Consider the following 15,110-nt stretch of genomic DNA (forward strand, 5'->3'; position numbering starts at 1 on the left):
GATTATTCCGTCAGAGAGACAGCATGAAAGTCATCATTTGCGGCGCAGGGCAGGTGGGTTACGGCATCGCCGAACAATTGTCGCGGGAAGATAATGAAGTATCGGTGATCGATACGGCCGCGCCGCTCATCACCGCCATTACCGAGACGCTGGATGTGCGCGGTTATGTCGGCCATGGCGCCCATCCCGACATGCTGGCCAAGGCCGGCGCCGACCAGGCCGACATGATCATCGCCGTGACCTTGCATGACGAGATCAATATCGTCGCCTGTGAGGTGGCGCATGCGCTCTTCAGCGTGCCGACCAAGATTGCCCGCATTCGCGACCAGAGCTATCTGAAGCCGGAATATGCCGATCTCTTCAGCCGCGAGAACATGTCCATCGACGTGACGATTTCGCCTGAAGTCGAAGTCGGCAAGATGGTGCTCCGGCGCATCGCCTTTCCGGGCGCAACGGATGTGGTGCGTTTCGCCGACGACACGATCTATATGCTGGCGATCGAATGCATGGAGGATTGCCCGGTCATCAACACGCCGCTGCAGCAGCTCTCCAGCCTCTTTCCAGACCTCATCGCCACGGTGGTGGGTGTGTATCGGGAAGGTATCCTCAAGGTGGCGCATTCTTCGGAACAGTTGCGGGTGGGCGACCTCGCCTATGTTATCTGCCAGCGTCAGCACGCCCGTCGCACCTTAAGCCTTTTCGGCCATGAGGAGCAGGAAGCGCAGCGCATCGTGATTGCCGGCGCCGGCAATATCGGCCACTTCGTCGCCCGCAAGATCGAGGAACTGCAGCCGAAAACGCGGGTGAAGATCATCGAGGCGGACCGCGACAGGGCGGTCGCCGCATCCGAACAGCTCAGCAATACCATCGTCATGCACGGCTCGGCGCTCGACCAGAAAATCCTGATGCAGGCCGATATTCAGGATGCCGATCTTATCGTGACGCTCACCAATAACGATCAGACCAATATTCTGGCGGCGGTCATTGCCAAGCAGCTCGGCTGCAAATCGAATCTGGCGCTTTTGAACAGTACGTCGTTTCACGACGTCGCCCGCTCTCTGGGGCTCGATGCCTATATCAACCCGCGGGCCGTGACGATCTCCCGCGTGCTTCAGCATGTGCGCAAGGGCCGCATCCGCTCAGTCTATGCCGTCCAGCGCGGCTCGGCTGAGGTGATCGAGGCGGAAGCGCTGGAGACGTCGCCGCTGGTCGGCCAGTCCTTCCGCGACATCGATATGCCGGAGGGTGTGCGCATCGGGGCGATCTATCGCGACGGCGTGGTGATCCGCCCGGATGGCAGCACGAAAATCAAGGCGAAGGACCGGGTCGTTCTGTTTGCATCCGCCGATGCCGTGCGCGACGTGGAACAACTTTTCCGTGTTTCGATACAATATTTTTGACTGTCCCGAATTGAAAATGTGGGTCAATACTCGTACTCATTCGGCTGTTTTGACCGTTGCGGAACGGAACACGATTTGATACCAGAGTTTGAGGTCGGCCAAGCGGGGGACAAGACTCGGCCGGCTTATTATTGATTGATTATTTTCCGGTATCCCTGCCGGCAAAAAAGAAAGAAGCGGCGCCATGGCGGAACGTTCTCAAAACCTTCAGGATCTCTTCCTCAATACCGTTCGTAAGCAAAAGATTTCGCTCACGATTTTTCTGATCAACGGCGTCAAGCTGACGGGCGTTGTCACCTCCTTCGACAATTTCTGCGTGCTTCTGCGCCGTGACGGTCATTCGCAGCTAGTCTACAAGCATGCGATCTCCACCATCATGCCCGGCCAGCCGATGCAGATGTTCGAAAGCGAAGAAGGCGCTGCCTGATCGGGCTCCCTCGACGGATATTCGATATAGACTGACCCGGACCGGGAACATTTCCCGTGCCGTCAGGTTAATCCCCATGGCCGCCCGCGCGGATGCGGTCGGCCGCAATCCTCTTTCTGGACAAGGCTGAACCCATTTCAACGCGCGACACCTCGAACGAATCGATTATTCCGGAGCAGGAAAAGCGCCGCGACGACATGCGTGCGGTCGTCCTCGTGCCGGTCCTCAAGCAGCGCGAAACCCGCGACGCGGCTGCCGGCCCGGCTGCTCCCGGTCGTTCGGTGGAAGCCAAGCTTGAGGAAGCAAAGGGACTGGCGCTCGCCATCGATCTGGAAGTGACGCAGGGTCTCATCGTTTCGGTGAACCAGCCGCGCCCGGCCACGCTGTTCGGAACCGGCAAGATCGAAGAAATCGGCCATCTTCTCGACGAGACCGATTCCGGCCTGGTGATCGTCGATCATCCGCTGACCCCGGTGCAGCAGCGCAATCTCGAAAAGCAGTGGAATTGCAAGGTCATCGATCGCACGGGCCTGATCCTTGAAATCTTCGGCCGCCGCGCCTCCACAAAGGAAGGCACGCTGCAGGTCGATCTTGCGCATCTGAACTACCAGAAGGGCCGCCTCGTCCGAAGCTGGACCCACCTTGAACGCCAGCGCGGCGGTGCGGGCTTCATGGGTGGTCCGGGTGAAACCCAGATCGAAGCCGACCGCCGGCTTTTGCAGGAACGCATCGTGAAGCTGGAGCGCGAGCTGGAGCAGGTGGTGCGCACGCGCCAGCTTCACCGCGCCAAGCGCCGCAAGGTGCCGCATCCGATCGTCGCTCTCGTCGGTTACACCAATGCCGGCAAATCCACACTGTTCAATCGCATCACCGGCGCCGGCGTTCTGGCGGAGGATATGCTGTTCGCCACGCTCGACCCGACCTTGCGCCGCATGAAGTTGCCGCATGGCCGCACCGTGATCCTGTCCGATACGGTCGGTTTCATTTCCGATCTTCCGACGCATCTGGTCGCCGCTTTCCGTGCCACTCTGGAAGAGGTGCTGGAAGCCGATCTCGTTCTGCATGTGCGCGATATGTCCGATCCGGACAATGCCGCCCAGTCTGCGGATGTGCTCCGTATTCTCGGCGACCTCGGCATTGACGAGAAGGAAGCGGAAAAGCGCATCATCGAGGTCTGGAACAAGGTCGACCGTCTCGAGCCGGAAGCGCATGACGCCATCATGCAGCGCGCCGAAGGTCGTTCGGATATCCGCGCTGTTTCGGCCATTACGGGCGAGGGCGTCGATGCCCTGATGGACGAGATTTCAAAGCGCCTTTCCGGTGTGTTGACGGAGACGACCGTGTTGCTTTCCGTCGAACAATTGCCGTTGATTTCGTGGGTCTATAGCAATTCCATTGTCGACGGTCGTGAAGACCATGAGGATGGATCGGTTGCGCTCGATGTGCGCCTGTCGGAAGCACAGGCGGCCGAACTGGAACGGAAGCTTGGTAAAGCGACTGTCCGCGAACGCGAGGACTGGGAGCGCTAAGCGCTCCGAAAAGGGTGACAAACTCCGAAAATCTCTCTTTCGTCATGCCGGACTTGATCCGGCATCCGGCCACGACGCGTCTGCGTCGTGAAAAACGAGTCTTTTGCGATCAAGGACTTGATCGCACTGGACCCGGACTAAATCCGGGGTGACGGTGGGCTAAGACGAAACCGTATCAAGCGAACGTTCGATGCGTTTCGCCGCCTGCCAGAGATCTTCCATTCTCTCGAGGCTCGCTTCTTCCAGCGTTTCGCCATTTTGGGTGAGCGACGTTTCGATGTGATTGAAACGCCTGCGGAATTTCGTATTCGTACCGCGCAGCGCATCTTCCGGATCGGCTTTGACATGCCGGCCGATATTGACGAGGGCAAAAATGAGATCGCCGAGTTCGTCCGACACCTTCTCCGGTTTTCCCTCCGCCAGCGCCTCACGCAATTCAGCGATTTCCTCCTCAATCTTGTCGAGAATGGGAGCGGGGTTCGACCAGTCGAAACCGGCACGTGCTGCCTGTTCCTGCAGCTTCAGGGCCTCGGTCAGCGCCGGCTGGCTGCGCTGTACGCCGCCCAGAAAGCCGGCCTTGAAATCCTCGGTGATACCACGTCGCGCGCGTCGCTCTGCACGCTCGCGTTTTTCTTCCGCCTTGATACGATCCCATTGCAGTTTGACGCCGTCCGGCGTGTCGGCGTCGGATACGGCGAAGACATGGGGATGACGACGGATCATCTTCGAGGTCACGGCGTGCACCACGTCGCCGAAGGTGAATTCGCCCATCTCTTCGGCAATGCGGGCATGGAAAACCACCTGCAGCAGAAGGTCGCCCAGCTCCTCGCAAAGATCGTCCATATCCTTGCGCTCGATAGCGTCGGCGACTTCATAAGCCTCTTCAATGGTATAGGGCTTGATCGTCTCGAAGGTCTGCACGACATCCCAAGGGCAACCGGTTTCCGGCTGCCGCAGAGCTTCCATGATCTCGATCAGGCGGGAAATATCCTTCGAGGCTTCCATAGTGTCTCAAACCTTCGTTATCTGTTTCTGCGCATCGCCCGGACGGAAAACCGCTACGCACGTCCTCCGGAAATGCTCTAGTTCAATGGAATATCGTTGCCGCTCTTGGACGACTGGTAGCTGGTGGAAAGATCGTCATAGGCGGCCTTGATGCGGGCCGTCTGCGCCTTCAACGTGGTCTTCAGCGGGTCTTCTTCACCCTCCACCAGATCGGCGATGAAATATGAATTCCAGAAGGCATTGTTGCGGCGATAGCCGCCCGGTTCCAGTCCGAAAACTTCCTTGAGGATTTTCAGGTCGTGAGGAATCGCGAAAGCGTCGCGGGAATCCTCGTGGCTGAAGAAGGAGTAGAAATTATCGAAGCCGGCCCAGGTGATGGCGGACATGCACATGGTGCAGGGTTCGTGGGTGGAGAGAAAAATCAGCTCCTTCGTGTTCGGCTTTTCGCCCAGCTCGTAAAACCGCTTCAGCGTGTGCACTTCGCCATGCCAGAGCGGATTTTCCAGCTCGTTATTGGTCTCGGCAATTACCAGCGACAGGTCCGATTTGCGCAGGATCGCCGCACCGAAAACCTTGTTGCCAAGGCTGACACCACGTGCCGTCAAGGGCAGAATATCGTGTTCGATGACATCGAGAAGGCGGGCGGCGAGGGTGGAGCTGGTCAAGGGTCTGGTCCTTCGTGCCGCTTTAAGAAAAAGCGGTCTTCGCATGGGGAAATCGACAGTCGATGGTCGCTCCTTGTTCGGCGCGAGGACCCGCTTTGTCAAGGGATTGCAAGGGGATTCTCAGGGCTTGCGCGGGTGTGGAAAAGCATCGCCGGTTTGTTTTCCTCCAAAACCGGGGTCTTCGAGAAATAAAAATCCAGGTGCCGGAAAGGCTTGAATTTCTGTTTCTTCAATCTTGCACCGCAATGCGGGATATATGTCCGATGCACAACGAACACGATTTTTCTGCTGCTGGCGACCGCCTTTCAACCTTCCCCGCTTTCTTCCGGGTTGAGGGGCGGCGGGTCGCTGTTTTCGGAAATGGCGATGAAGCTTTCGCGAAGGTAAGGCTTCTCGCCAACACCAACGCGCATATCATCGCCTATGCCGACCAGCCGGAAGCCGATTTTGCCCGTTATATCAGCGAAAACGGCATTGATCATCGGGCTTTGGCTTTCGCCGGCGAATTGATCGAAGGCGCCACGCTGGTCTTCGCCGCTACCGGCGATGAGGCGCTGGACCGTGAGATCGTCACCGTCGCGCGCGCCGCGAAAATTCCCGCCAATGCGGTGGATCAGCCGGAATTCTGCGATTTCTTTACCCCCGCACTCGTCGCCCGCGCGCCCGTCGCCGTGGCTATCGGCACGGAAGGGGCAGGGCCGGTTCTTGCCCAGATGATCCGCGCCCGCATCGATCAGATGCTGTCGCCGTCGCTTGGCAAGCTTGCGCGCCTTGCCGTGCAGTATCGTGACGCAGCCGAAGAGAACGTGCCGAAGGGCGCCTTGCGGCGCAATTTCTGGCGACGGTTCTTTTCAGGTGTAGTGGCGGATGCCGTCGCCGTTGGCGACACGCTCTCCGCCCGTCAGGCCGTCGACCGCCTGCTGCAATCGCCCGAACGCAGCGAAGGCCGTATCTGGCTCGTCGGCGCAGGGCCGGGCGCTGAAGATCTGCTGACACTGCGCGCGCAGCGCGTGCTGATGGAAGCCGATGTGATCGTTTACGACGCGCTTGTGCCGCAGGCGATTGTCGATATGGGCCGCCGCGATGCAGAGCGGCTCTCCGTCGGCAAGCGCAAGGGCTGCCACAGCAAATCGCAGGACGAGATTAACCGCCTGCTGGTGCGCCTCGGCAAAGATGGCAAGCGCGTCGTGCGCCTCAAATCCGGCGATCCGCTGGTCTATGGCCGGGCGGGCGAAGAAATGGCGGCGCTGCGCGAGGCCGGTATTGCCTATGAGATCGTGCCCGGCATCACGTCGGCCTTCGCCGCGGCTGCGGATTTCGAATTGCCGCTGACGCTGCGCGGTGTCGCTTCATCGCTGATTTTCACCACCGGCCACGATCTGGCCGGCGATGTCCTGCCCGATTGGGCCCGGCTTGCAGTTTCCGGCGCCACCATCGCCGTCTATATGGGCCGCAGTGTTGCTGCTTCGGTCGCGAAGCGGCTGATCGACGCGGGATTGGGTGTGGAAACCACCGTCGCCGTCATCGAAAACGCCAGCCGCGCGGATCGCCGCCTGCTGCATGGCACACTGAACGATCTGCCCGAGCTCGGACATCGCGACGAACTGACCGGCCCGGTCATGGTCATCATCGGCGATGCGGTGGCGGGCGCCAATTTTGACAGGTCCGAGGCCCTTGCATCGTCAGTGCGGCCGGCGGATTTCAAACGGGAGTATGTAAATGGCTGACAAGGTTTTGACCGCCAACCGCCTGAGCGATGGCATCGCCGTCTGGCTCGATGCCAACGGGGAGTGGACGGAGAACCTGCAGGGCGCAATCGTTGCCCGCCATGCGGAGGCCGTCGCCTCGTTCGAGGAAATCGGCAAGCGGGATTTTTCCGCCAACAAGGTCGTCGATGTGGCCGTCATCGATGTCATCGAGGAGAACGGCAAGCTTTGGCCGACGCGTCTTCGCGAACGCATTCGCGCCGCTGGCCCCACCGTGCACTATGCCACCGGCTTCAAGCCGGCCGATGCAGCATTTATCGCAGTCTGAGGAAGAATATGTACCGTTACGACGAGTTCGATCACGCATTTGTTGAAGGCCGCGTGGCGCAGTTTCGCGATCAGGTCGAGCGCCGCCTTTCCGGCGAACTGGCCGAGGATGCGTTCAAGCCGCTGCGCCTGATGAACGGCGTCTATCTTCAGCTGCATGCCTATATGTTGCGCGTCGCCATTCCTTACGGCACGCTGAATTCGAAGCAGATGCGGATGCTGGCCCACATCGCCCGCAAATATGACCGGGGTTACGGCCACTTCACCACCCGCCAGAACATCCAGTACAACTGGCCGCGCCTTTCCGATACGCCGGATATCTTGTCCGAACTGGCGAGCGTGGAAATGCACGCGCTTCAGACCTCGGGTAACTGCATTCGCAACGTCACCGCCGATCATTTCGCTGGCGCGGCCGCCGATGAGGTCGCCGATCCGCGTCCCTATGCGGAAATCCTGCGTCAGTGGTCTTCAGTACACCCGGAATTCTCCTTCTTGCCGCGCAAGTTCAAGATCGCCGTCACCGGCGCCGAGCGCGACCGTGCCGCCATTCAGGTGCACGATATCGGCCTGCATCTGAAAAAGAACGACAAGGGTGAAATCGGGTTCGCCGTCTATGTCGGCGGCGGACAGGGCCGCACGCCGATGATTGCCAAGAAAATCCGCGACTTCCTGCCGGAAGAGGACTTGCTTTCCTACACCACGGCGATCATGCGCGTTTATAACCTGCACGGCCGTCGCGACAATAAATACAAGGCGCGCATCAAGATTCTCGTACACGAGACCGGTGCGGAAGAACTGGCCCGCCAGGTCGAGGTCGAATTCGCTGAACTCAAGAACACCGAGTTGAAGCTTCCGGATGCCGATATTGCGGCAATCACCGCTTACTTCGCGCCGCCGGCGCTGAAGGACCGTCCGGAAGGCTGGGAAAGCCTGGCGCGCTGGAAGCGGGCCGATGAAGGCTTTGCCCGTTTTGTCGAGCAGAACGTCGCACCGCACAAGCATCCCGACTACGGCATGGTGACGATTTCGCTAAAGCCCATCGGCGGCATTCCGGGCGATGCGACGGACGAGCAGATGGAACTCGTCGCCGATATCGCCGCGGAATACGCCTTCGACGAAATCCGTATCAGCCATGAGCAGAACATCATCCTGCCTCATGTGGCCCTGGCCGATCTCGAACCGGTTTATCGCGCGCTGGTAGGCGCTGGCCTCGCGACCGCCAATGCCGGGCTGATCACCGATATCATTGCCTGTCCCGGGCTGGACTATTGCGCGCTCGCCAATGCGCGCTCCATTCCGGTGGCGCAGGAAATTTCCACCCGCTTCGGTTCGCCGGAGCGTCAGGCGGAAATCGGTGAGTTGAAGATCAAGATTTCCGGCTGCATCAATGCCTGCGGCCACCACCATGTCGGCCATATCGGCCTGCTGGGTGTGGAAAAGAAGGGCGCGGAACTCTACCAGATCACGCTTGGCGGATCGGGCGATGAGAACACCTCGATCGGTGAAATCATCGGCCGTGGCTTCGAGCCGGAAAAAGTCACCGACGCCATCGAAACCATCGTCGACACCTATCTCGGGCTTCGCCTTTCGAAGGAAGAAATTTTCCTCGAAGCCTATCGCCGCGTTGGACCGCAGCCATTCAAGGATGCGCTCTACGGTTCCGCTGCAGAAGCCGCCTGAGGAGAATGCCATGACGAAAATCTGGAACCGCGACGGCTTCGTGGAAAACGATCCCTGGCTGATCGAAACGGAAGAAGTGAAAGCGACGGCGGAGCAGAAGCCGGTGCTGCCGCTTGCCGATTTTCTGGTTCGTGCCGCCGAAAGCAACGATATCGGCCTCGGCGTTCTGATCACGCCCGCCGACGATGTGACGCGGCTCGGACCCTATCTCGACCGTATCGACCTTGTCGCCGTAAGCTTCCCCGCCTTCAATGACGGTCGCGGGTTCAGCCACGCCTCGCTGCTGCGCAGCCGTCTCGGTTTTGCGGGCGAGGTGAGGGCGGTTGGCGACGTGCTGATCGACCAGGTGCCGCTGATGATTCGTACCGGCTTCACCAGCTTTGCAGTGACGAACGGCACGGCCATCCGCCGCCTGTCCGAAAATCGCCTGCCGGAAATTCCGGTTTATTACCAGCCGACAGCCAAGCCGGCGAGCGGCGGTGAGGCCTATAGCTGGCGTCGCCGTGCGTCTCTATGACACGTTGCGTGGAAATATGAGTTTTTGATACATATTTCCTACGCACATGGCAGTATTGACATTCTCATGCCTTCAAACCGGAGCAAAAATGGTATAATTGCCCGGTCGGAGAATGTCGCATCGAATAAGAATGGACGGAACCTGAAATGAACGCGCCAGCCAAGACGGAAGATTTCGCGATCAAGATACCTGACGGTGTTTACGCCGAGACGGTTTTATCGGTGGAGCACTATACCGACCACCTGTTCCGTTTCCGCATGACGCGCCCGGCCGGCTTCCGTTTCCGTTCCGGCGAATTCGCCATGATCGGCCTGATGGTCGGCGACAAGCCGATCTACCGCGCTTATTCCATCGCCAGCCCCGCCTGGGACGAGGAACTGGAATTCTTCTCGATCAAGGTTCCGAACGGCCCGCTGACATCGCATCTTCAGGCGATCAAGCCCGGCGATACCGTCCTGATGCGCAAGAAGCCGACAGGCACGCTGGTTCTGGATGCGCTGACGCCCGGCAGACGGCTTTACATGTTCTCCACCGGCACCGGCATCGCGCCTTTCGCGAGCCTTATCCGTGACCCGGAAACCTATGAGAAGTTCGAGGAAGTCATCCTCACCCATACCTGCCGCGACGTGGCCGAGCTGAAATATGGCTTCGATCTGGTCGAGGAAATCCGTAACCACGAATTCCTCAACGAGATTGTCGGCGACAAGCTGAAGCATTATGCGACCGTCACCCGCGAAGATTACCCCTTCAAGGGCCGTATCACCACGCTGATCGAAAACGGCAAGCTGTTTGCGGATCTCGGCGTTCCAGCGCTCGATCCCGAAATGGATCGCGGCATGATCTGCGGCTCCTCGGCAATGCTGAAGGACACCAAGGAGCTTCTGGAAAAGGCAGGCCTCAACGAAGGCGCCAACAACAAGCCTGCCGAATTCGTGATCGAACGCGCTTTCGTCGGCTGACGCCGAATCTCCGATGCAACCGAACAGGACAGGAGGCCGCAAGGCCTCCTTTTTGTTTTTAAGACGGGTTGAGCACTCCGGAACGGCAGAGCTGGAACATCCGGAGGCGATGGTGCGTTAGCGTTCGAACGAAACCAAATCGGCGAAATCGTCCAATGGAAAACAGAGAAACAATTCGCATGGCAATGATCGCCGTCACGGCAGGTTTTTTCGCGGCGATGCCCGCAGCAGCCGACGAAAGCATCTTTCTGTCGTCGCTGGAAGGTACGTGGACCGGTAAAGGAACGGTCATCACCCGGATCGGCATGCCGCCGATCAACGTGAATTGCACGCTCAACTCCGATGCGCAGGCGACGGCCTTACGCATGTCCGGCACATGCCGCGGACTTGTCGTGGTAAAACGCGCTATCGCCGCCGATCTCGCCGCCAGCGGCGCGCGGTACAGCGGCACCTATACCGGCCCTTCCGGCCGCCCTTCGGCGCTGGCGGGGAATCGCCGGGGAAACGCGATCAACCTCACGGTCCGTTGGAACCGTGAAATCAATGGTGACCGCGTCGCCGCGATGACCATTGAAAAAGTCGGCGATAACGGCTTGCGGCTGCGCACCACCGACAAGGACGGCAAAACCGGCAAGACGGTGGTGACGAGCGATATCCGGCTGGTGCGCTGACGGGTGGCGATCATACGGCGGCGGCGCTTCAGCTGAATTCAAGCAGCAATGGGCAATGATCCGAGACTTCTGGCTGTCTCACGACGTCGAAGCGATCGACCTTCACAGCCGGATTGACCAGCAGGTAATCCGCATATCTGTTAGGTTTGGCATAATGCGACGTCCGGGTATCAGTGAAACCGCGAGACGTGACGAGCTCAGCAAGATTGAGCTCCTTCAACACGGCGAAAGTCCTGCTGTCAGGCAGAACATTGAAATCGCCGCAGACGATGACCCGGTCGCCATCCTCCGCAATGTTTTTGACCAGTTGCACAAGACGTTTTGCCTGTTCCAGCCGGGCAGGCGTATCATGCTTGCCGTCGAGGTCGCGCAGCCCATGCATATGGGCAATGACGACAGGCTGACCGGCCGTGAAGTCGAAAACCCTGATGGCGTGGCCCGTGCGTGATCGCGGATGGTCGCCATATCCGTCAGCCGAAAAGACGCCGTGTACGAAACCCTGCGCCTGCGCAATGACGGGAATGGATTTGCGAACGAAGGTGGCGAGCCCAAATTGGGAAGAATGTCGTGTCTCGCCCTGCCAGAGGTCGCCCCGCGCCGCGGGGCAAAATATCGCCACATGATCCGGCAAGGCCTCCGTGACATCGCGGAAAAAGTTCGCCCGCTGCGGCAGCTCTATGCCGTGATCGCGATAGCTCAGCCAATCCTGCGTGGCGGCCGGTGTGTGCACCACCTCCTGAAGGCATAAAATATCGGGGTCGGATGAGGCAATATAAGGAACGAGCTCGTCATGAAGCTTTCCGCCCCAACCATTCAGGCAAATCAGACGCATTCCCACTCCACCCTCTTAACCGCCTCACCCTGTTTAGCATGGAGCGTGTGCGGATCAATCCTGTGGTGGAGGCGACCGCTCGGTTGCAAAGCTGACCGTAACGAAAAAGGCCCGGATCGCTCCGGGCCTTCGTATGTCGGTTTGCGCCGATGTCTTACTCCGCCGCTTCGGCGTAAGCCTCCATCGGCGGGCAGGTGCAGATGAGGTTGCGGTCACCATAGACATTGTCGATGCGGTTGACCGGCGACCAATATTTGTCGATGCGGAAGGCGCCGGGCGGGAAGCAGCCCTTTTCGCGGCTATAGGGACGATCCCATTCGCCGACGAGGTCTTCCACCGTGTGCGGCGCGTTCTTCAACGGATTGTTGGTCTTGTCCGCGCGGCCTTCCTCGATGTCGCGGGCTTCCTCGCGGATCGCCAGCATGGCATCGCAGAAACGGTCGATTTCCGCCTTGGTTTCGGATTCCGTCGGCTCGATCATCAGCGTGCCGGCCACCGGCCAGCTCATGGTCGGCGCGTGGAAACCGCAATCGACGAGGCGCTTCGCCACATCGTCCACCGTCACACCGCAGCTGTCTGCAAGCGGGCGGGTGTCGATGATGCATTCATGCGCCACGCGACCGGTCTCGGACTTGTAGAGCACGTCGTAGGCACCCTTCAGCCGTTCGGCGATATAGTTGGCGTTGAGGATCGCCACCTTGGTCGCCTGCGTCAGCCCTTCACCGCCCATCATCAGGCAGTAGCTCCAGGAAATCGGCAGGATCGACGGCGAACCGAAAGGAGCCGCCGAAACGGCACCTTCACGACCGTCCGTTGCCGGATGGCCAGGCAGGTGAGGCGCAAGATGCGCCTTGACGCCGATCGGGCCCATGCCCGGACCGCCGCCGCCATGTGGAATGCAGAAGGTTTTGTGCAGGTTGAGGTGCGAAACGTCAGAGCCGATATCGCCCGGACGGGCGAGACCGACCATGGCGTTCATGTTGGCGCCGTCGAGATAAACCTGACCACCATGCTTGTGGGTGATCTCGCAGATATCACGAACCGTCTCCTCGAACACGCCATGGGTGGACGGATAGGTGATCATGCAGCACGAGAGGTTTTCTGCATACTGCTCTGCTTTTGTACGGAAATCATCGATATCGACGTCGCCGTTGTCGCGTGCCTTCACCGGCACTACCTTCATGCCTGCCATCTGCGCCGAGGCCGGGTTGGTGCCATGCGCAGACGTCGGAATGAGGCAGATATCGCGATGCGTATCGCCATTGGCGAGGTGGTAGTTGCGGATGGTCAGAAGGCCTGCATATTCCCCCTGCGCACCGGAATTCGGCTGCATGGAAAACGCGTCGTAACCGGTGACCGAGCACAGCTTTTCAGAAAGATCGTCGATCATTTCCTTGTAGCCAAGTGCCTGATTGGCCGGTACGAAGGGGTGGATGTCGGAAAATTCCGGCCAGGTGATCGGCAGCATTTCCGCCGTGGCGTTCAGTTTCATGGTGCAGGAACCGAGCGGGATCATCGAGCGGTCGAGCGCCAGATCGCGGTCCGAAAGACGGCGGATGTAACGGGTCATCTCGCTTTCGGCACGGTTCATGTGGAAGATCGGATGCGTCATGTACTGGCTGGTGCGCAGCAGTTCTTTCGGCAGACGATATTCCGGCTTGAAATCCGAGATGGAGAAATTGCCGCCGAAGGCGCGCCACACAGCTTCCAGCGTTGCCGGGCGCGTGCGCTCGTCAAGGCTCATGCCGATTTTGGTGGCGCCTACCTTGCGCAGGTTCACGCCTTCCGCCACGGCCGAGCGCAGGATAACACCCTGCATATGGCCGACTTCGACGGTGATGGTGTCGAAGAAGGTCTCCGGCTCGATGGTGTAGCCGAGTTTCTCCAGACCCTTGGCCATCAGCACGGCCTTCTGGTGGGTCTGCTGGGCAATCGCCTTGATGCCCTGCGGGCCGTGGAAGACGCCATACATCGAAGCCATGACGGCAAGTAGCACCTGCGCGGTGCAGATGTTCGACGTCGCCTTTTCGCGGCGGATATGCTGTTCGCGGGTCTGCAGCGACAGGCGATAGGCGCGGTTGCCGCGCGCATCGACCGATACGCCCACCAGACGGCCGGGCATGGAACGCTTATGCGCATCCTTGACGGCCATGTAGGCCGCATGCGGGCCACCATAACCGACCGGAACGCCGAAGCGCTGCGAGGTACCGATGGCGATATCCGCACCCATTTCACCGGGCGACTTCAGAAGCGTCAGCGCCAGAAGATCGGCGGCGACGGCGGCAATCGCGCCCGTCTGGTGCAGGCGGGAAATCAGGCCGGAGAAATCGCTAACGTGGCCGTGGGTGCCGGGATACTGGAAGATCGCGCCGAACACGTCGACCGGATCGAGATCGGTGAAGGGATTGCCGATGATCACCTTCCAGCCGAGCGGGGCTGCACGGGTCTCGATCAGCGCGATGGTCTGCGGGTGGCAATTGGCATCAACGAAGAAGGCGGTGGCCTTGGACTTGGCGACGCGCTGGCACATGGCCATGGCTTCGGCCGCTGCAGTCGCTTCATCGAGCAGCGAGGCGTTGGCGACGTCGAGGCCGGTCAGATCGCACACCATGGTCTGGTAGTTCAGCAGCGCCTCGAGGCGGCCCTGGCTGATTTCCGGCTGATAGGGCGTATAGGCCGTGTACCAGGCCGGGTTTTCCAGAATATTGCGCTGGATGACCGGCGGCGTGATGGTGCCGTAATAGCCCTGACCTATCAGCGAGGTCAGAACCTGGTTCTTGTTGGCCGTCTCGCGAAGACGGTCGAGCGCCTCGCGTTCGGTCAAGGCTGCGCCCCAGGTCAGCGGCACCTTCTGGCGGATGGAAGAGGGAACGGTGGCGTCGATGAGCGCGTCGAGGCTCTTATAGCCAACGACCTTCAGCATCTCGGCCATTTCCGACGGCGACGGCCCGATGTGACGCCGGTTGGCGAAATCATAGGGCTGATAGTCGGTGAAATGGAATTCGGTGGGCGTCGTCATTACGCGATCAGCTCCTTGTAGGCTGCTTCATCGAGCAGTGTATCGGCATCTGCGGCGTTGGAAAGCTTGAGCTTGAAGAACCAGCCGGCGCCCTGCGGGTCGGAATTGACCAGCGAAGGGTCGTCGACGATGGCCTGGTTGATTTCCACCACTTCGCCGTCCAGCGGACAATAGACGTCCGAAGCCGCCTTGACGGATTCAACGGTCGCCGCGTCGCCATCCTTGGAGAAGGTGGCGCCCACTTCCGGCAATTCGACGAAAACGAGATCGCCAAGCTGTTCAGCGGCGTGGCTGGTGATGCCAACGGTGGCGATATCGCCTTCGAACTTCAGCCATTCGTGTTCTGCGGTAAATTTCAGCATCGTATTCTCTC

General features: G+C 59.8%; 14 protein-coding genes. 9 read left to right on the top strand and 5 right to left on the bottom strand.

The genetic code is table 11. The annotated features are described in order from the left end of the window. Positions 1 to 23 precede the first annotated feature (23 nt). The 3 genes from trkA (at position 24) to hflX (ending at position 3,356) form a co-directional block, all read left to right on the top strand. Entirely contained in the window at positions 24 to 1,400 is a 1,377-nt protein-coding gene (trkA, locus tag ACQZ5K_RS06630) for a Trk system potassium transporter TrkA (protein WP_448739933.1), read from the top strand. A gap of 184 nt (positions 1,401 to 1,584) precedes the next feature. After that, positions 1,585 to 1,827, top strand: coding sequence for an RNA chaperone Hfq (hfq, locus tag ACQZ5K_RS06635; protein WP_003496145.1), 243 nt, complete (start codon positions 1,585 to 1,587; stop codon positions 1,825 to 1,827). 92 nt (positions 1,828 to 1,919) lie between these two features. Further along, positions 1,920 to 3,356 (top strand): GTPase HflX, encoded by a 1,437-nt coding sequence (gene hflX, locus ACQZ5K_RS06640; protein WP_448739934.1) that lies wholly within the window; start codon positions 1,920 to 1,922, stop codon positions 3,354 to 3,356. A gap of 159 nt (positions 3,357 to 3,515) precedes the next feature. Here the strand turns inward: hflX and mazG are convergent, their stop codons facing one another. Further along, positions 3,516 to 4,361, bottom strand: a complete 846-nt coding sequence (gene mazG / locus ACQZ5K_RS06645) for a nucleoside triphosphate pyrophosphohydrolase (protein ID WP_003521344.1) — start codon at positions 4,359 to 4,361, stop codon at positions 3,516 to 3,518. A gap of 77 nt (positions 4,362 to 4,438) precedes the next feature. Then, positions 4,439 to 5,071 (bottom strand): deaminase, encoded by a 633-nt coding sequence (locus tag ACQZ5K_RS06650; RefSeq protein ID WP_448739935.1) that lies wholly within the window; start codon positions 5,069 to 5,071, stop codon positions 4,439 to 4,441. A gap of 218 nt (positions 5,072 to 5,289) precedes the next feature. On the opposite strand from ACQZ5K_RS06650, the gene cysG reads away from it, so the two are divergent. The 6 genes from cysG (at position 5,290) to ACQZ5K_RS06680 (ending at position 10,886) form a co-directional block, all read left to right on the top strand. Next, positions 5,290 to 6,753, top strand: a complete 1,464-nt coding sequence (cysG, locus tag ACQZ5K_RS06655; RefSeq protein WP_448739936.1) for a siroheme synthase CysG — start codon at positions 5,290 to 5,292, stop codon at positions 6,751 to 6,753. Then, entirely contained in the window at positions 6,746 to 7,060 is a 315-nt protein-coding gene (locus ACQZ5K_RS06660) for a DUF2849 domain-containing protein (protein ID WP_003521341.1), read from the top strand. The genes cysG and ACQZ5K_RS06660 overlap by 8 nt, the downstream gene beginning before the upstream one ends. Before the next feature lie 8 nt (positions 7,061 to 7,068). Further along, positions 7,069 to 8,739 (top strand): nitrite/sulfite reductase, encoded by a 1,671-nt coding sequence (locus tag ACQZ5K_RS06665; protein WP_003521340.1) that lies wholly within the window; start codon positions 7,069 to 7,071, stop codon positions 8,737 to 8,739. Between the two features lie 10 nt (positions 8,740 to 8,749). Next, positions 8,750 to 9,256, top strand: a complete 507-nt coding sequence (locus ACQZ5K_RS06670; RefSeq protein ID WP_448739937.1) for a DUF934 domain-containing protein — start codon at positions 8,750 to 8,752, stop codon at positions 9,254 to 9,256. A gap of 146 nt (positions 9,257 to 9,402) precedes the next feature. Further along, a complete protein-coding gene (locus ACQZ5K_RS06675) occupies positions 9,403 to 10,215 on the top strand; it encodes a ferredoxin--NADP reductase (RefSeq protein WP_448739938.1) in 813 nt (270 codons plus the stop codon). Positions 10,216 to 10,394: 179 nt separating this feature from the next. After that, on the top strand, positions 10,395 to 10,886 hold the full coding sequence (locus ACQZ5K_RS06680) for a hypothetical protein (protein WP_448739939.1): 492 nt from the start codon (positions 10,395 to 10,397) through the stop codon (positions 10,884 to 10,886). A 28-nt stretch (positions 10,887 to 10,914) separates the two neighbouring features. Here the strand turns inward: ACQZ5K_RS06680 and ACQZ5K_RS06685 are convergent, their stop codons facing one another. The 3 genes from ACQZ5K_RS06685 to gcvH all read right to left on the bottom strand — a co-directional run bounded on the left by ACQZ5K_RS06685 (position 10,915) and on the right by gcvH (position 15,099). After that, positions 10,915 to 11,718, bottom strand: coding sequence for an endonuclease/exonuclease/phosphatase family protein (locus ACQZ5K_RS06685; RefSeq protein WP_448739940.1), 804 nt, complete (start codon positions 11,716 to 11,718; stop codon positions 10,915 to 10,917). A gap of 154 nt (positions 11,719 to 11,872) precedes the next feature. Next, positions 11,873 to 14,737, bottom strand: a complete 2,865-nt coding sequence (gcvP, locus tag ACQZ5K_RS06690) for an aminomethyl-transferring glycine dehydrogenase (protein ID WP_448739941.1) — start codon at positions 14,735 to 14,737, stop codon at positions 11,873 to 11,875. Beyond that, on the bottom strand, positions 14,737 to 15,099 hold the full coding sequence (gcvH, locus tag ACQZ5K_RS06695; protein ID WP_003502678.1) for a glycine cleavage system protein GcvH: 363 nt from the start codon (positions 15,097 to 15,099) through the stop codon (positions 14,737 to 14,739). The genes gcvP and gcvH overlap by 1 nt, the downstream gene beginning before the upstream one ends. Between the last annotated feature and the right edge of the window lie 11 nt (positions 15,100 to 15,110).

This window comes from Agrobacterium sp. 22-226-1 (assembly GCF_053522345.1).